We start from the raw sequence: 18,980 nt of genomic DNA on the forward strand, positions 1-18,980 counted from the left end.
TGCATAGCTTGCCGTGAAGTTCCGGCGGGCATCGCTTGCGCGCATTCGCACGCAATGCGGCAGACCCGGAGAAATCAGGAGGAACCCGCCGCGACAACCCTTTGGTTGCGCGGACGGACGCGTTTTGCCTAGAAACCGTGGAGAAATATCGATGGGCAGCCGGATCGAGATACCGCATGTGTGGCGATGGATATGGGCGGGAGGCGTACTCGCCGCCGCGGTTTTGCTGGGACGCTCGGCGCATGCCGAAGGCAGCCGCTCCCTGTTTCCCGCCTCGTACTCGAGCAATCCGACGACGTGCGATGGGAACAATCCGTGTCGTGCCGAAATGGATCTGCGCAACGGCGGCTCCTATGCGGGCGTAACCAAGCAGAGCCAGTTCCTCTACGTCTTCGCCGAAGCCGGCGAATACATCCTGCTCGGTTCGCGCAATCGCGGCAACAGCGGCGATATTCGCGTCTATAACCCGCAGTCGTTCGGAGCGAAGGGCAGCGAAACGGTTCCGACGACGATCAATTTCTCGTGTGCTGCAGCGAGCGGCACGTATCCGGGCAGCTACTCGGGCAACGACACTGGAGGCAATGCGCGCGGCCTGATCTCCACGCGCGCGGCGGAACTCGCCGGCCCGAACAGCGCCAACAACAGCGCCACCGTCACCAACGGCTACGCCCCGTGCGCCTATCTTGCGCCGACGACCGGCGTGTACGGCGTCGTGTTCACCGCGGCGAGCACGGGCGGCACCACGGCTAACGGCATCATCGATCCGCCGCGCGTCAGCAGCGGCACGGTTTCCGCGTGGGACGTGACCGTGCGCGCGAACCTCACCTCGACGGCCGACTTGAACGGCCGCCTGTTCACCTACGCCTGGGTCGGCTACACCGGCAACAATCCGCGGCCGGTGTTTCACACGCTGTACTACGTAACCCTCGACGGCTATCGCTATCAGCAGGATTCCAAGGGTCTCGATCCGAACGCCTACGCGCTCTACGCCAACGCGGCCGGCTTCCTCGACAACGGCCAGCCGCTGTACAAAGATCTGCGCGGCTCCGATCAGTACGTCGGCAACATCCAGTCCGGCCTCGCGGCTCAGCCGGCGCAGGCGCCGATCTTCTTCAGCACGCCCGATCCGTCGGGCGCGAACGCCGTCGAAGTGGGACGCGTTCTGCAATCCCTCGGCATCCCGTCCACGCCGGCGACGCCGCAATTGCTGTCGGTCGGATTCAACGGCGCGCAGGGCGGCAACCAGACCTATGTCAGTGCGGGCGGCACTTTCCAGTTCAGCACTGCCAACACGACTTCCTACCAGATCGTGGTCAGCCGCAACGGCACCGACTTCGATCCGGGCAACACCGCGAACGCGACCTTGACCGGTCTCGCGCCGGGCGGCGCGAACACCGCTTTCTGGAGCGGCAAGGACAATAGCGGCACGGCCTTCCCGGCCGGCAACTACAACTTCCAGCTCATCGTGCGCAATGGCGAAATCCATTTCCCGCTGATCGACGTGGAAGGCAACGGCAACGGCGGCCCGGTCCTGACCAAGCTCAACGGTACGCCGGGCGATCACACCGTGTTCTTCGACGACCGCGGTTACGTCACGCGCAACAACGTCGCCATCGGCGTGCTCAACGGCAATCTCTGCGGCGCGTCTTCCGCCCAGGTCCCGCCGACGCCGACGTATTCGCTGGTCGGTGTCGATTCGAGCGCGCAGACCGGCGGCAAGTACTATCGCTGGTGGCCGGGCTACGGCAACACCAACAGCGATTGCAGCGACAGTTCCGCATTCGGCGACGCCAAGGCGCTCGACCTGTGGGCCTATCAGGCCGCGTCGCTGCCGAACTCCAACCTCATCGTCAATCCGCAGCCGCCGGCGAAAGTGGCGACGTCGGTGTCGGTGCCGCCGACCGTGTTTCCGGGCGCGACGGTCAACGGCACTTTCGTTTTCCAGAACGTCGGCAGCACGACTGCGACCGGCGTGACGTATACGACGGTGATCGGCACTCCGGGCAGTTGCCCGACCGGCGTGGCCTTCCAGTCCCTGCCAAGCGGAGTGAATTTCACCTACAACTCGTCCACCTGCGCGGTCTCGTTCACCGGCATGCCGGGGTCGCTGACCAGCGGCCAGCAACTCGTCTTCAACTTCAGCTACACCGCGCCTTCGGTGGCGGGCAATGTGCCGGTCAGCACGACGGTCAATTCGACCAACGGCGGTAACGCGAACGCGAGCGGCACGACCAAGGTGATCACGGCCGACGTTGCCGCGACGGTCAGCGTCCCGGTTACGACGCCGCCGTCGAGCCCGGTCAGCGGCACGATTACCTACACCAACCTTTCCGCCGCCACGGCCAATGCGGACGGCATCACTTACACAGCGACGATCGGCACGGCCGGCAGTTGCCCTAGCGGCGTCAGCTTCCCGACGCTGCCGTCCGGCGCTACGGCGAACTACAACAGCTCGAGCTGCCAGGTCTCGTTCAGCGGCATGCCGACGAGCCTGACGCCGGGACAGAGCCTGACCGTCGGCTTCCAGTACACGAGCCCGGCGACCGCCGGCAGCACGATACCGGTCAACGTGTCCATCGCCACGACCACGCCGGAATCGAACACAGCGAACAACAGCCAGTCGGGATCGACCAAGGTCGCCGGCGCGATCACCGCGAACAACGACACCGGCACCGCCGTATCGAGCGCGGCCGGTGGCACCAGCGTGACGAACGTACTCAGCAACGACAGCCTCAACGGTGCGACGCCGACGGCGGGCACCGGTGGCACCGTGATTCTCACCGCGGTCGGCACCTTGCCGACCGGCATCACCCTCAACACGTCGACCGGTGCGGTCAACGTGGCCGCCGGCACGGCCTACGGCAACTACAGCTTCGATTACCAGATTTGCGAGACGGCCAATCCGACCAACTGCAAGACTGCGACGGTGACCGTGCCCGTCGTCTCCATCGTGGCGAAGAACGACGTCGGCGCCACCGTGCCGAACACCGGTGGCACGGCCTACTCGAACGTACTCAACGACAACGGCAACGGCGCGGACACATTGAACGGCGTGCCGGCGACGCTGACCACGGTAACGCTGAGTCAGGTGTCGAGCACGAATGCGGGAGTCAGCCTGAACCCGGCCACCGGCGCGGTGACTGTCGCGCCGGGCACGCCCGCGGGCAGCCAGACCGTGACCTACAAGATTTGCGACAAGGCCAATCCGTCGATCTGCACGACAGCGACGAGCACGGTCACGGTCAACACGCCGGCAAGCATCACGGTTGCCAAGGCGCAGACGAGTCCGGCCGCGGGCACGCCCGTGCAGCCGGGCGATCAGATCGAGTACGAGCTGACCGCGACGAACACGGGCGGCACGGCCGCGACAAACTACGCGTTCTACGAAGAGTTGCCGCAATACACGACTTACGTCGGCGCGACCGCGGAGACCGCGACACCGACGGTGACGGGCTGCGCGGCAGGCGATGCCGGTGCGAAGCTGTGCACGGTGAGCTTCGATGCGGTGCCGGCGAACGGCACTTCAAAGGCGAAGATCACGGTCAAGGTCGGCACGCTGCCGACGAGTGCCACGAAGGTGGTCAACCTGATCACCGACAACACGACCACTCCGCCCGCAGGCTGCAACGCCGGCACGGGTGTCTGCACGACGCCGCCGACGAGCTGCACGGGCGGTGACACGCACTGCGTCTCGACGGGTGTGGCGCAGGCCGACCTGAGCGCGACGGGCGCGACGGCACAGACCGTGACGGTCAACACGCCGGTGACCGTGGTGACAACCTGCACGAACGCGGGTCCGAATGCGGCGCAGAGTGCAACGTGTGCGGTGACCGGCGGCCCTGCGGGCACGCAGACGACGTGCAGTCCGACGGTGCCGGTGACGAGCCTCGCCAATGCCGCAACGATCACGTGTACGACGACGTTCACGCCCACCAGTTCTGGCGTGGTGACGCTGACGACGACGGCCGGTAGCAATACGCCCGATCCGACGCCGGGCAACAATACGGCGACGAGTAAAGTTACCGTCAACACGCCGGCAGCGATCACGGTCGCGAAGGCGCAGACGAGTCCGGCCGCAGGCACGCCTGTGCAGCCGGGTGACCAGATCGAGTACGAACTGACCGCGACGAACACGGGCGGTACGGCCGCGACGAACTACGCGTTCTATGAAGAACTGCCGCAGTACACGACCTATGTCGGTGCGACCGCGGAGACCGCAACGCCGACAGTGACCGGCTGCGCGGCGGGCGATGCCGGTGCGAAGCTGTGCACAGTGAGCTTCGATGCGGTGCCGGCAAACGGCGTGTCGAAGGCGAAGATCACGGTGAAGGTCGGCACGTTGCCGACAAGCGCCACGAAGGTGGTCAACCTGATCACCGACAACACGACGACTCCGCCCGCAAGCTGCAACGCCGGTACCGGTGTCTGCACGACGCCGCCGACCAGCTGCACGGGCGGTGATACGCACTGCGTCTCGACTTCGGTTGCTCAGGCTGATCTCAGCGCGACCGGTGCAGTAGCACAGACCGTGACGGTCAACACGCCGGTGACGGTGGTGACGACGTGCACGAACGCGGGTCCGAACGCGGCGCAGAGTGCGACGTGTGCGGTGACGGGCGGCCCGGCAGGCACGCAGACAACGTGCAGCCCGACGGTGCCGGTGACGAGCCTCGCCAACGGCGCGACGATCACGTGTACGACGACGTTTACGCCGACCAGTTCGGGCGTGGTGACGTTGACGACGACGGCGGGCAGCAACACGCCCGATCCGACGCCGGGCAACAACACGGCGACGAGTAAAGTTACTGTCAACACGCCGGCCGCGATTACCGTGGCGAAGACGCAGACCAGTCCGGCCGCAGGTACGCCTGTGCAGCCCGGCGATCAGATCGAGTACGAGTTGACCGCGACGAACACGGGCGGTACGGCCGCGACGAACTACGCGTTCTACGAAGAACTGCCGCAGTACACGACCTACGTCGGTGCGACCGCGGAGACCGCAACGCCGACAGTGACGGGCTGCGCGGTAGGCGACGCCGGTGCGAAGCTGTGCACGGTGAGTTTCGATGCAGTGCCGGCCAACGGCGTGTCGAAGGCGAAGATCACGGTCAAGGTTGGCACGTTGCCGACGAGCGCCACGAAGGTGATCAACCTGATCACGGACAACACGACCACTCCGCCTGCAGGCTGCAACGCCGGTACCGGTGTTTGCACGACGCCGCCGACCAGCTGCACGGGCGGTGACACGCACTGTGTGTCGACGGGTGTAGCGCAGGCTGACCTCAGCGCGACGGGTGCTACTTCGCAGACGGTAACGACGAACACCCCGGTGACGGTGGTAACGACGTGCACGAACGCGGGTCCGAACGCGGCGCAGAGTGCGACGTGTGCGGTGACCGGCGGCCCTGCAGGCACGCAGACGACGTGCAGCCCGACGGTGCCGGTGACCAGCCTTGCCAACGGTGCGACGATCACGTGTACAACGACGTTCACACCGACGAGTGCGGGCGTGGTGACGTTGACGACGACGACCGGAAGCGACACGCCCGATCCGACGCCGGGCAACAACACGGCGACGAGCACGGTGACGGTGAACACGCCGGCCGCGATCACGGTGGCGAAGGCCCAGACCAGTCCGGCCGCAGGCACGCCTGTGCAGCCGGGCGACCAGATTGAGTACGAACTGACCGCAACGAACAGTGGTGGTACGGCCGCGACAAACTACGCGTTCTACGAAGAATTGCCGCAGTACACGACCTATGTTGGTGCGACCGCGGAGACCGCAACGCCGACAGTGACCGGCTGCGCGGCAGGCGACGCTGGCGCGAAGCTGTGCACGGTGAGCTTCGATGCGGTGCCGGCGAACGGCAGTTCGAAGGCGAAGATCACGGTGAAGGTTGGCACGCTGCCGACGAGCGCCACGAAGGTGGTCAACCTGATCACGGACAACACGACCACTCCGCCTGCGGGTTGCAATGCCGGCACGGGCGTTTGCACGACGCCGCCGACGAGCTGCACGGGCGGTGATACGCACTGCGTGTCGACGGGTGTGGCGCAAGCCGACCTCAGCGCGACCGGCGCTACTTCGCAGACGGTAACGACGAACACGCCGGTGACGGTGGTGACGACGTGCACGAACGCGGGTCCGAACGCGGCGCAGAGTGCGACGTGTGCAGTGACGGGCGGCCCTGCAGGCACGCAGACGACCTGCAGCCCGACGGTGCCGGTGACGAGCCTCGCCAATGCCGCAACGATCACGTGTACGACGACGTTCACGCCGACGAGTGCGGGCGTCGTGACGCTGACGACGACGGCGGGCAGCAATACGCCCGACCCGACGCCCGGCAATAACACGGCAACGAGCACGGTGACGGTGAACACGCCGGCCGCGATCACGGTGGCGAAGGCGCAGACCAGTCCGGCCGCAGGTACGCCTGTGCAGCCGGGTGATCAGGTCGAGTACGAACTGACCGCGACGAACACGGGCGGTACGGCCGCGATGAACTACGCGTTCTATGAAGAACTGCCGCAATACACGACCTACGTCAGTGCGACTACGGAGACGGCGACGCCGACGGTGACGGGCTGCGCGGTAGGCGACGCCGGTGCGAAGCTGTGCACGGTGAGCTTCGATACGGTGCCGGCGAATGGCATTTCGAAGGCGAAGATCACGGTGAAGGTGGGCACGCTGCCGACGAGCGCGGCGCGCATGATCAACCTGATCACGGACAACACAACGACTCCGCCTGCGGGCTGCAACGCCGGCACGGGTGTCTGTACGACGCCGCCGACGAGCTGCACGGGCGGTGATACGCACTGCGTCTCGACGGGCGTGGCCCAGGCTGACCTCAGCGCGACGGGTGCTACTTCGCAGACGGTAACGACGAACACGCCGGTGACGGTGGTGACGACGTGCACGAACGCCGGTCCGCAGAGTGCTGCGAATGCGACCTGTGCGGTGAGCGGCGGCCCTGCGGGCACGCAGACGACCTGCAGCCCGACCGTGCCGGTAACGAGCCTCGCCAATGCCGCAACGATCACGTGTACGACGACGTTCACGCCGACCAGTGCGGGCGTGGTGACCTTGGCGACGACGACCGGAAGCGACACGCCCGATCCGACGCCCGGCAACAACACGGCGACGAGCACGGTGACGGTGAACACGCCGGCCGCGATCACGGTGGCGAAGGCGCAGACGAATCCTGCGCCGGGCACCGCGGTGCAACCGGGCGATGAGATCGAGTACGAACTGACCGCAACGAATACGGGTGGCACAGCGGCGACGAACTACGCGTTCTACGAAGAACTGCCGCAGTACACGACGTATGTCGGTGTGACCGCGGAGACCGCGACGCCGACGGTGACGGGCTGCGCGGTAGGCGATGCCGGTGCGAAGCTGTGCACGGTGAGCTTCGATGCGGTGCCAGCGAACGGCACTTCGAAGGCGAAGATCACGGTGAAGGTGGGCACGCTGCCGACAAGCGCCACGAAGGTGATCAACCTGATCACGGACAACACGACGACTCCGCCTGCGGGTTGCAATGCTGGCACGGGCGTTTGCACGACGCCGCCGACGAGCTGCACGGGCGGTGATGCGCACTGCGTGTCGACGGGTGTGGCGCAAGCCGACCTGAGCGCGACGGGCGCCGTCGCACAGACGGTAACGACGAATACGCCGGTGACGGTGGTGACGACGTGCACGAACGCGGGTCCGCAGAGTGCGGCGAACGCGACGTGTGCAGTGACCGGCGGTCCTGCGGGCACGCAGACAACGTGCAGCCCGACGGTACCGGTGACGAGCTTCGCCAACGGCGCGACGATCACGTGTACGACGACGTTCACGCCGACCAGTTCGGGCGTGGTGACGTTGACGACAACGGCGGGCAGCGACACGCCCGATCCGACGCCCGGCAATAACACGGCGACGAGCACGGTCACGGTGAATACGCCGGCCGCGATCACGGTGGCGAAGGTGCAGACGAGTCCGGCCGCGGGTACGCCCGTACAGCCAGGCGATGAGATCGAGTACGAACTGACCGCGACGAACACGGGCGGCACGGCCGCGACGAACTACGCGTTCTATGAAGAGCTGCCGCAATACACGACCTATGTCGGTGCGACGGCGGAGACCGCGACGCCGACGGTGACGGGCTGCGCGGCAGGCGATGCCGGTGCGAAGCTGTGCACGGTGAGCTTCGATGCGGTGCCGGCGAACGGCACTTCGAAGGCGAAGATCACGGTCAAGGTTGGCACGCTGCCGACGAGCGCGGCACGCGTGATCAACCTGATCACGGACAACACAACAACGCCGCCTGCGGGTTGCAATGCCGGCACGGGTGTCTGCACGACGCCGCCGACGAGCTGCACGGGTGGCGACACGCACTGCGTCTCGACCTCGGTCGCCCAGGCCGACTTGAGCGCGACCGGTGCCACTTCGCAGACAGTAACGACGAACACCCCGGTGACGGTGGTGACGACGTGCACGAACGCCGGTCCGCAGAGTGCGGCGAACGCGACGTGTGCGGTGACCGGTGGCCCGGCGGGCGCGCAGACGACCTGCAGCCCGACGGTGCCGGTGACGAGCCTTGCCGACGGTGCGACGATCACGTGTACGACGACGTTCACGCCGACGAGTGCGGGCGTGGTAACGCTGACGACGACGGCGGGCAGCGACACGCCTGATCCGACGCCGGGCAATAACACGGCGACGAGCACGGTGACGGTGAATACGCCGGCGGCGATCACGGTGGCGAAGGTGCAGACCAGTCCGGCCGCGGGTACGCCCGTGCAGCCGGGCGATGAGATCGAGTACGAGTTGACCGCGACGAACACGGGCGGTACGGCCGCGACGAACTACGCGTTCTACGAAGAACTGCCGCAGTACACGACTTACGTCGGCGCGACCGCGGAGACCGCGACACCGACGGTGACGGGCTGCGCCGCGGGCGATGCCGGCGCGAAGCTGTGCACGGTGAGCTTCGATGCGGTGCCGGCGAACGGCACTTCGAAGGCGAAGATCACGGTGAAGGTCGGCACGTTGCCGACAAGCGCCACGAAGGTGGTCAACCTGATCACCGACAACACGACGACTCCGCCCGCAGGCTGCAACGCCGGTACCGGTGTCTGCACGACGCCGCCGACGAGCTGCACGGGCGGTGATACGCACTGCGTCTCGACGGGCGTGGCGCAGGCCGACCTGAGCGCGACGGGCGCCGTCGCACAGACGGTGACGACGAACACCCCGGTGACAGTGGTGACGACGTGCACGAACGCGGGCCCGCAGAGTGCGGCGAACGCGACCTGCGCGGTGACTGGCGGTCCTGCGGGCACACAGACGACCTGCAGTCCGACGGTGCCGGTAGCAAGCTTCGCCAACGGCGCGACGATCACGTGTACGACGACGTTCACGCCGACGAGCGCGGGCGTGGTGACGCTGACGACGACGACCGGCAGCGACACGCCCGATCCGACGCCCGGCAATAACACGGCGACGAGCACGGTCACGGTGAACACGCCGGCCTCGATCGATGTGACGAAGACGCTCGACGGCAGCGTGGATACGCCGATCGTCGGCGGCCAGACGATCCGTTACACGTTGACCGCGACGAATACGGGCGGCACGGCGGTGAGCGGCTATACGCTCTATGAGGTGGTGCCGGCGAATACCACGTTCGTTTCGGTAAGCGACGGCACGACCACGGCGACGACCGACTGCGCCTCCGGCGCTGCGGCCGGCACGCTGTGCAAAGTGATCTTCGCCACGGTGCCAGCCAAGGTCGGCACGACGGACGGCACGGCCTCGGTGGTCGTGACCTTCGCGGCGACGCCGACGATCACCGACAGCACGCGGTTCATCGCGAACCGGATCACGGTGCCGAACGCCTGCGTGGGTTCGAGCTGCAGCCTGCCGCCGCTGCCGCCGGGCTGCAACACGGTCGACGGTCAGACGACGTGCACGCCGCCGACTTCGTGTTCGGCCAACGATACGCACTGCGTGCAGACGCCGGTCGCGATCGCGGATCTGCGCGCGAGCGGTCCGACTCCGGTCAATGCGACGATCGGCACGCCGGTATCGGTGCAGACGACGTGCACGAACGACGGCCCGAACGCCGCGGCGAACGCGCACTGCGCGGTGACGGGCGGCCCGGCGGGCGCGCAGACGACGTGCAGTCCGACGGTGCCGGTGGCGAGCCTGGCGAGCGGCGCGACGATCACGTGTACGACGACGTTCACGCCGGTCGATGCGACGCCGATCGTGCTGACCACGACCGCGGACAGCGACACGCCCGATCCGAACACGGGCAACAACACGACGACGACCACGGTCACCGCAGGCCAGATCACGCCGAATCCGGACAGCGCGACGACGCCGTTCGGCACGCCGGTGACGACGGACGTAACCGCGAACGACGTGGCCAACGGATCGACGATCGACAAGTCGAGCGTGGTGCCGACCCAGCCGGCGCACGGCAGCGTGAGCTGCAGCACGACGGGCCAGTGCACGTACACGCCGGCGGCCGGCTTCACCGGCACCGACACGTATGCGTACAAGGTCTGCGACACCTCGTCGCCGGCGCGCTGCGGTTCGACCACGGTGACGGTGACGGTCGGGCCGAAGGCCAACGCCGACACGCTGACGACGCCGCAGGATGCGCCCGGCACGGGCAATGTGTCCGGCAACGACGTCTATGCGCCGGGCTCGAACTTCAGCGTGACGACGCCGCCGGGCCACGGCACGGTGACGATGAATCCGGACGGCAGCTACACCTACACGCCGGCGCCGGGTTATCACGGACCGGATACGTTCACCTACACGGTGTGCACGCCGCCTCAGCCCGACGCGAAGCTGTGTTCGAGCGCGCCGGTCAATATCACAGTGCAGGCGCCGAACGTGTTCGATCCGCCGTTCATCACCAAGGCGGCGAGCCGCGCGGCCGACCTGCAAAGCGTGAAGTGGACGATCGTCGTCGACAACAACAGCAACCCGACCGCGCAGAGCGTGCAGGTGCGCGATCCGTTGCCGGCCAGCATGATCGCGGTCAGCGGCAGCGTGAGCTGCGTGGCTTACGGCGGTTCGACGGTAAGCGCGTGCCAGTTCGATACGGTGAACAACCGCCTTGTCGCCGACGTGCTGCTCGCCTCGGACCTCGGCCAGACGAATCCGATCGCGGGTCCGAACCGTGTCGAGGTGATCTTCGAGGCCAAGTACGTGACATCGCCGGTGCCGGTGACGAACACGGCGCAGGCCTGCTTCGATCCGCAGAACAAGGCGGGCGGTGCGGCGAGCTGTGCGCAGTCGGTCGCCGGTTCGGCTTCGTACACGCCGTCGGTGCCGCCGACACCGCCGGTGCCGGCGCCGATCAATTCGCGTTGGATGTTGATCCTACTGGCGATGACGTTGATCGCGACGATGGCGTGGCGTTCGCGCCGCGGCGCGGACAGCTGAGGTTCGTAGGGCAGGGGATAGAACCGGTCCAGCGCTGGACCGGTTCGGTTGCGACGAGCCCGGCGTATGCCGGGCTCGTCCGCGCTTAGTGTGTATGTAAAACCGGTGCAGGCCGTTCGCCGCCTGCCGACGATTCGATCTTATTGCGGCCGATGACGCTCACGACTGCCAGGCGAGCGGCGAGCTGGCTTCGAGTCTGACCTGTCCCGATTCGGCCGCCTGCTGTGGCGCGCGTGCGATCGTCAGGGTCGAGCCTCCGTCTTTCGCCGCCACGCCCCAGATGCCGGCCCAGGCGTTCGCGCCGGCCTGCCGAGCGGATTGCAGCGCGCGCGCGGCGAGACGCAGCGCGTCGTGCCAGTCGTGCGTCGTGCCATCGGGAAAGAACGGGTTCGAGGCGACGCCGATCGAGATGCCGATCTTGACCGCATCGCCATCGGACAGATCGATGCCGCCTTCCTCAACGAGGCGGCGCAGCGCGTCGGCGCGCGCATTCGCTTCCTCGAACGTGGCGCCGCCGAGGGCGACGAGGAAACTGTCTTCGCTCCAGCGCGCGGCAAAGTCGTTCGCGCCGCCGAGTGTGCGCACGCGGCGCGCGAGCTGACGCAGCACGCGGTCGCCGACTTCGTAACCGTACAGATCGTTGATCGCGTCGAGCTTGTCGACGGCAATGAGCAGCAGCGCCTCGCGTGCACCGGCTGCCGCGTCCGCGGACGCGGCAGCGAAACGCGCGATCGCGGCGCTGCGGTTCGGCAGGCCGGTGAGCGGATCGATGCCGCGCAGACGACGGATGCGGTGGCGCGCGCGCAGCCATAGCACCGATGCGGCGACCGCGAGCAGGACGGAGAGCGCAGCGCCGCCGAGCAGCAGCGGCGTCGCGCGGGTCAGCTCGCCGTTGTTCGACTTTGCCGCGTCGTTGCGCGCCTTGATCGCCGCGTCGACGGCGACGACGTCGCGCAGGTTCTGCGCCTTGAGCGTGCCGAGTGTGATCGCGTCGGCCTGCTTGAGCGCGTCGAACGCCTGCTGCGGTTTGTCCATGCCGGCGTAGATCGTGGCGAGCAGGCGCAGCGCGTCTTCTTTCTCTTGCCGATAGTTGCCCTGTTCGGCCAAGCCGAACGCCTGCTGCGCCGTGCTCAGTGCGGAGTCGCGCTCGCCGCCGTTCCAGCGGCGTTCGGCGATGCGGCTCAGGGTATAGCTCTGGCCCTGCATATCCTTGATCTCGCGCTGGCCCGCGAGCGAGGCGTCGAGCAGCGCGGCGGCTTCCTCGTGGCGCCCTTGCGTATCGAAGATCACTGCGCGTTGGGTGTTCACGCGGTTGCGCAGCAAGGCGTCGCCCTGGGCCTGGTCGAGATGCTGCGCGAGCTTGTCGAAGGCGACGAGCGCTTCGTCGTAGCGCTTCATCTTCATCAAATTGAAGGAGAAGTTGTAGTCGATCCACGGCTGGTTGCGCGCATGGCCCTGGCTCAGTTCGTAGGCCTTGCGGATGTAGCGGTCCGCGGCTTCGGGCGCATCGAGGCCGAAGTACACGGTGCTGATCGCCACGGCGGCATTGATGCGGTACTGAACCATCGACTCGGCCGCGCTGAGTTCGTATGCGCGGATGAAAAAGCCGGTCGCGCGGACCACGTCGCCGGAGGTCTGCAGCATGCTGCCGATCGCGGTCAGCGAAAGGAATTTCTGCGTGTCGTTGAATTCGCTCCAGTGCGCGTCGGTCAGTGCCTGCGTGCGGTCGGCGATCGCCGACGATTCCGCAGGCTTGCCGATGAGACCTTTCGCCGTGCCGAGGCAGCCGAGCCAACCGATTTCGCTGAACGCGGAGAGCCTGCCAGCGGCGAGGCGTTTCTCGGCCATCTGCTCCGCTTCCTGGGGTGCGCGGCCCATCTGCTGCATACACTGCGAGATCGCGGCTTGCTCCGGATCGACTGCAGGTACAATCTGCGCAGATACATGGCGCGCGATCGGTACGCACATGGCGAGAGCGGAAACGAACAGCAAGGGACGTCGGGTCATCGCACTCGATCCTTTGGGAAAAATGGCGGTTCTCTGATCAACCTTTCAGTGTATGCGAGACGGCAGTCCTTGCGCTGAGGCGCACTCGGCAGAATCGCCGCGCGCCGGCCGCGCGTCGGTGTCGTGGCTGCGCCCCGCGCCGATCGCCGATCCGCTCGACCGACGCAACGCGGCGATGCTGCGCATTCTGCTCGTGTGCATGGGCATCGCCCAGCCGCTCAGCACCTTGTCGAGCCAGCTCGGGCCGCAGCCGGTCATGCTCGACACCGGCGCAGTCGTTCTCTCCGCGGCGAGCACGGCGCTGGTCTGGTTGTGTTTTCTGATCCTGCATCGCGGACATTTCCGCATCGCGGCGAATCTGTTCGTCGCGACGAGCCTGCTCTTCCTTTTCTACGTGTATGCCGAATGGGGGCTCGCGCAGCAGATGCGCTTCCAGCTCGGCCAGGTCTATCCCGTGCTTGTCGGCGGCCTGCTGTTGAGCCGGCGCTCGCTATGGCTGTGCGCCGGCATGCTCGGCGCGATCTTTCTCGTCGGCGCTTGGCGCGATCTGGCGAATCTGTACTACAGCTTGCACATGTTCACGAGCGGCGCGGTCGATCTGCTGCGCACGCTGTTCGCCCTGCTCGTGATCACGCTGGTCCTCGACCGCGCGGTCGCCGCGCTGCGCGACAGCCTTGCCGTCGCGCTCAAGCGCGGCAACGATCTCGCGCGCATCCGCGACCGCATGCAGCTCGAGATTGAAGACAAGGAACGTTCGCGCGAGCAGATGCTGCACGCACAGAAGATGCAGGCGGTCGGCCGCCTCGCCAGCGGCATCGCGCACGATTTCAATCACCTGCTCTCGCTGATCCTCGGCTATGCACGGCAGGGCCGCGACGGCGGCAATGCGGACGAAATGCGGCAGGCCCTCGCCGGGGTCGAGAGCGCGGCGCGGCGCGCGGCCGCGGTGTCGCACAAACTGCTCAACTTCGCGCGCGAGGATCTGACCCGCACCGAAGTGTTCGACGCGGACAAAGCGGTGCGCGAGATGCGCCCGATATTCGCGCAACTGTTCGACCCGCGCACGCACCTCGTCTACGAGCCGGCCGGCGAAGCCTTGCCGATCTCGTTCGATCGCGCGCAGTTCGAGCTGATGCTGCTCAACATCGCCGCCAACGCGAATCAGGCGATGCCGGACGGCGGAAGTTTCCGCGTCATCCTGCGTTCGTTGCGCGAATCGGCGCAGGCCGAGATCGTCCTCGCCGACAGCGGCCATGGCATGAGCGAGGACGTGCTGCGCCGCGTGTTCGAGCCGTTCTTCACGACCAAGCCCGCGGGCGAAGGCACAGGGCTCGGACTTCCGGCCGCGTACAACATGGTCAAGGCCAACGGCGGAACCCTGACCGCACATAGCGCGCCGGGCGCGGGTGCAATCTTCGTCATCCGTCTGCCGCTCGCAGCGCACATCGAATCCACACTGCCCGCGGACTGACTAGAGTTCGCGTTCGCTCAGCGCAGCGGCAAGCAGATCGGCGAATTCGCCGCGCAGATGTGCGCGGGCGAGCGAACGCAGTGCGTGGCCGATGTCGTCGGCCGGCGCTTCGCTGCCGAGGTCGAGCAGTTCGCGCAGCGCTTCGACGACGAGGAAATAGTCGTCTTCCACTCCGGCGCTCTTGAGCAATTGCGCGGGCAGCAGCCAGCTCTGCGTATCCGCGCGACGCGGCGTCGCGTCGGCAGTGTCGTAGATCAGCCATGGCACGCTCTGTTCCTTGGCCTCGCGGCCGTCGTCGAAACCGAGCTGCTCGTAGACCGGCTGCAGCGCCGGCAGATGGTCGCCGTAGAACAGCAGTACGGTGCGGCGTGTGCGCTGGTGCAGCGCGCCGACGAGACGCATCAATTCGTGATCGGCGTCGTCGAGCAGATACAGATAATTGGCCAGCCAGAAGCGGCCAGTTTCGTCGAGACGCGCGGGCAGCGGCAGGGCGTGGTAGCGCACGGGGTCGAGGCCGGGCCGCCAGTCGTAGGGGCCGTGGTTCTCCATGCTGATCGCGAAGACGAAGCGCGGCGCCCCGGCGTCGGCCAGCTCATCAAGCACGCGATCGGTCAGTGCCGCATCGGAAGTGAACAGGCCGACAATCGCGTCGGGTGGAAATTCGCGGCTGTCGACGAAGCGCTCGAAGCCGAGCTGCGCATAGGCTTTGCGCCGGTTCCAGAATCCGGCCGCGTTCGGATGCACGGCCACGGTGTCGTAGCCGCGCGCGGCCAGCGTGGAGACGAGCCCGGGCAGGCGTGCATCGCGCAATTCGAGCCACGGATACTGCACGCCGCCGAGGCTTGCGAGCGGCGCGCCGGTCAGCACCTCGAACTCGGTACGGATCGTGCCGCCGCCGAAGGTCGGCACGCGCATCTCGCCCGCAGAAGCGCGCGCGGCGAGGTCGCGCAAGCCGCCGAGAAAGCGGCCTTCGGCGACACCGCGCAGGCGCGCGGGATCGAACAAGGATTCGCTTTGTAGCACGACGATGTCGGGCAGTTCGTGCGCGGGCGGCGCGGCGCGCAGGCGTTCGCGCAAGGGTTCGGCATGGCGCCGCAGCAGTGCGATGGCGGCATCGCGGTCGGCTGCGGGCACGTCGCCGCTGCCAAGTTCCCAGTGATAAAGCAGAAGGATGCCGATCAGACCGATACGCTGCGTGCTTTCGCTAAGCGCCCACGGTTCGAAGCCGAGGCGGTCGGCGTCGTAGAGACGGCGCCACGGCCCCGCGCCGGCGACCAGGCTAAGGCCGAGCAATACCGCTGCCGCGGCGAGCGCCGTGCGCCGCCAGCCGGCGAGGCGCCAAGTCGCGCGGCGCCGGTACAGCCACGCGCTGACGAGCAGACCAAGCGCGGCGAGCGCGACAATGCGCAGGTCGAAGGCGACGTAGCGGCCGAGCAGGTTCAGTGCAGGGCCCGGTTCGGCGAGCAGGCGCAGGTCGCCCGGCAGCAGCGGCGCTTCGAGATGGGCGATCTTCGCTTCGTTGGCCGCGTACAAGCCGACGACGGCGAGCGCGGTCAGCCAGCACGCGAACCACAGGCGCCGCGTCAGTGCGAAAGCGAGCAGCCAGGCGATCAGCACTGGCATGGTGTTGGCGAAAATCAGGCTCAGCGCGTCGAGCTTCGGCGGCCACGGCAGGGCCGGATCGATGCGGTCGACGATCAGCGCGAGCAGCAGCACGCACGCGGCGACCGCGGCCGCGGCGCGTAACCGCGGCTGCTGCAGCACGGCGAGGACGCGTGCGTGCATCACGGCGTGTGCGTCTGCGCTTCGATCCACGCGAGATACGGCGCGTGCGCGGCAGTGATGTCGAGCGCGATCACTTCGGGCAGCTCGTACGGATGCAGGGCGACGATGCGCTCGCGCAGCGCGTTGAAGCGTTCGCGCACGGTTTTGATGACGAGAAGATGTTCCTCGTCGCGGCAGACCTTGCCCTGCCAGCGATACGTCGAGACGACGCCGGCGATGCGGTTGACGCAGGCGGCGAGCCCTTCCTCGACGAGCGCCGTGGCGAGGCGTTCGCCGCTCCGCACGTCGGGGCAGGTGCATAGCGCTATGATCGCGGTCATGTCGAATCCGGAGAGAGGGCGATGATCGAACGTGTATCGTGCCGCGGGAAAAATCTGCGTCAACCCGGCAACGCGCGGCGCATTGCGTGTGGGTTCATCGGTCTGCTCGGTGCGATCGTGCTGTCGCCGGCCCAGGCCGAGCCGCCGTCGCCGCCGATCGACGTCGCCACGTACAACCTGCGCCTCAACGTCGCCTCCGACGGCGCGAACGCTTGGCCGCAGCGGCGCGATGCAGTCAAGGCGCTGATCCGCTACCACGAGTTCGACATCGTGGGTACGCAGGAAGGCCTGCCCGACCAGATCGCCGATCTCGACAAGTTGTCCGACTTCGTCCATGTCGGCGTCGGCCGCGACGACGGCAAGGACGCGGGCGAGCATTCGGCGATCTTCTACAGGAAAGGACGCTTCGAGCTGGAACGGCACGGCGACTTCTGGCTCAGCGAAACGCCCGACAAACCCTCGAAGGGCTGGGACGCGAAATGCTGCAACCGCATCGCGAGCTGGGCGAAGCTGCGCGATCGCACCGGCGGCCGCAGCTTCTTCGTGTTCAACGTACATTTTGACCATCAGGGCGAGATCGCGCGGCGCGAATCGGCCAAGCTGATGCTGCGCAAGATCAAGGAGATCGCCGGCGACGAGCCGGTGATCTGCACGGGCGATTTCAATTCGACGCCCGACACCGAGCAGATCAAGACGATGGCGTCGGTGTTGCACGACGCGCGCGCGTTCAGCACGGAGCTGCCTTACGGTCCGGCTGGCACGTTCAACGACTTCAAGCTCGACTCGGCGCTGCCCGAGCGCATCGATTACATCTTCGTCAGTCCGAAGATCGAAGTATACAAATACGCTGTGCTCACCGATTCGTACAACGCACGGTTCCCGTCCGACCATCTGCCGGTCGCCGCGCGCATCCGCCTTCCGTAGAGGTGCGGCTTTCGCGCACGCGCCGCGCGCGAAAGAGCCCGGATTGATCGCATCGCCCTGAGTGCGCGCGCGCCTGCTTCAGGATTTCAGCAAGGCGCCCGCACCGAGCGCGAGCAGCGCTTCGGCGACTTCGCGGCCGAGCGATTCGGGTTCCGCGTCGAACGGCGCGGCCGCGGACGCGCGGATCAGCTTGCCGGTCGCGGCGTCGCCGACCAAGCCGTAGAGCTGCAGGCCGTGCTCGGCCTCGACGCACCAGGCGGCGATCGGCACTTCGCAGCTGCCTTGCAACCGTCGCGTCATCGCGCGCTCGGCGCCGGTGCAGCGCGCGGTCGCCTCGTCGTGCAGCGGCGCGATCAGTCTGGCGATGCGCTCGTCGTCGGCGCGCTGTTCGATCGCGATCGCGCCCTGCGCCGCGGCGGGCAGCCAGGCGGGTGCGGCGAGGCGGCTGCGAATGCGCGTGGCGAGGCCGAGGCGTTCGAGTCCGGCGCAGGCGAGCACGATGGCGTCGTAGTCGCCGGCGTCGAGCTTGGCCAGGCGCGTATTGACGTTGCCGCGCAGGTCGAGAAGTTCGAGGTCGCCGCGCAGCGCGCGCAACTGCGCCTGGCGGCGCAGCGAGGAGGTGCCGACGCGTGCGCCCTCGGGCAATTCGTCGAGGCGCGCGAATTTCGCGCTGACGAAGCCGTCGGCCGCGTCCGCGCGTTCGAGCACGGCGCCGACGGCGAAGCCCGCATCGAGTTCCATCGGCATGTCTTTATAGGAATGCACGGCGATGTCGGCGCGGCGTTCGGCAAGCGCGACTTCGAGTTCCTTGAGGAACAGGCCCTTGCCGCCGATCTGCGCGAGTGGACGGTCGAGGATGCGGTCGCCGCGCGTCGTCATCGGCAACAGCTCGACGCTCAATTCGGGATGTTCGGCGCGCAGGCGCGCGGCGACGTGTTCGGCCTGCCACAGGGCGAGCGCGCTCTGGCGCGTGGCGATTCTGAGAACGTTCATTTGTATATTTTTGCAGGTTTGCGCCGACAACGCG

At 67.1% G+C, this 18,980-nt stretch carries 7 protein-coding genes; 3 read left to right on the forward strand and 4 right to left on the reverse strand.

The features are described from left to right. The first annotated feature begins 151 nt into the window (after positions 1 to 151). A complete protein-coding gene (locus FFS30_RS13390; protein WP_137913682.1) occupies positions 152 to 11,446 on the forward strand; it encodes a cadherin-like domain-containing protein in 11,295 nt (3,764 codons plus the stop codon). Between the two features lie 159 nt (positions 11,447 to 11,605). Here FFS30_RS13390 and FFS30_RS13395 read toward each other — a convergent pair whose 3' ends face one another. Next, a complete protein-coding gene (locus FFS30_RS13395; protein WP_137913683.1) occupies positions 11,606 to 13,453 on the reverse strand; it encodes a GGDEF domain-containing protein in 1,848 nt (615 codons plus the stop codon). Between the two features lie 118 nt (positions 13,454 to 13,571). On the opposite strand from FFS30_RS13395, the gene FFS30_RS13400 reads away from it, so the two are divergent. Further along, complete coding sequence (locus FFS30_RS13400) at positions 13,572 to 14,924, forward strand: ATP-binding protein (protein ID WP_171014602.1); 1,353 nt, start codon at positions 13,572 to 13,574, stop codon at positions 14,922 to 14,924. Here the strand turns inward: FFS30_RS13400 and FFS30_RS13405 are convergent, their stop codons facing one another. Then, positions 14,925 to 16,709, reverse strand: a complete 1,785-nt coding sequence (locus tag FFS30_RS13405; protein WP_137913685.1) for an LTA synthase family protein — start codon at positions 16,707 to 16,709, stop codon at positions 14,925 to 14,927. Further along, positions 16,709 to 17,029 (reverse strand): divalent-cation tolerance protein CutA, encoded by a 321-nt coding sequence (cutA, locus tag FFS30_RS13410; RefSeq protein WP_137913686.1) that lies wholly within the window; start codon positions 17,027 to 17,029, stop codon positions 16,709 to 16,711. The genes FFS30_RS13405 and cutA overlap by 1 nt, the downstream gene beginning before the upstream one ends. A 21-nt stretch (positions 17,030 to 17,050) precedes the next feature. On the opposite strand from cutA, the gene FFS30_RS13415 reads away from it, so the two are divergent. Beyond that, entirely contained in the window at positions 17,051 to 17,953 is a 903-nt protein-coding gene (locus FFS30_RS13415) for an endonuclease/exonuclease/phosphatase family protein (protein ID WP_137913687.1), read from the forward strand. A gap of 78 nt (positions 17,954 to 18,031) precedes the next feature. Here FFS30_RS13415 and hemC read toward each other — a convergent pair whose 3' ends face one another. Further along, a complete protein-coding gene (gene hemC / locus FFS30_RS13420; RefSeq protein ID WP_137913688.1) occupies positions 18,032 to 18,946 on the reverse strand; it encodes a hydroxymethylbilane synthase in 915 nt (304 codons plus the stop codon). Positions 18,947 to 18,980: the final 34 nt, after the last annotated feature.

The organism is Rudaea sp. 3F27F6 (assembly GCF_005503555.1).
Classification (GTDB): domain Bacteria; phylum Pseudomonadota; class Gammaproteobacteria; order Xanthomonadales; family Rhodanobacteraceae; genus Rudaea.

What these genes read in the sequence shown, in the direction of transcription:
- FFS30_RS13390 (WP_137913682.1), top strand. Translation starts at nt 152, where the DNA reads ATGGGCAGCCGGATCGAGATACCGCATGTGTGGCGATGGATATGGGCG.
- FFS30_RS13395 (WP_137913683.1), bottom strand. Translation starts at nt 13,453, where the DNA reads ATGACCCGACGTCCCTTGCTGTTCGTTTCCGCTCTCGCCATGTGCGTA.
- FFS30_RS13405 (WP_137913685.1), bottom strand. Translation starts at nt 16,709, where the DNA reads ATGCACGCACGCGTCCTCGCCGTGCTGCAGCAGCCGCGGTTACGCGCC.
- cutA (WP_137913686.1), bottom strand. Translation starts at nt 17,029, where the DNA reads ATGACCGCGATCATAGCGCTATGCACCTGCCCCGACGTGCGGAGCGGC.
- FFS30_RS13415 (WP_137913687.1), top strand. Translation starts at nt 17,051, where the DNA reads ATGATCGAACGTGTATCGTGCCGCGGGAAAAATCTGCGTCAACCCGGC.
- hemC (WP_137913688.1), bottom strand. Translation starts at nt 18,946, where the DNA reads ATGAACGTTCTCAGAATCGCCACGCGCCAGAGCGCGCTCGCCCTGTGG.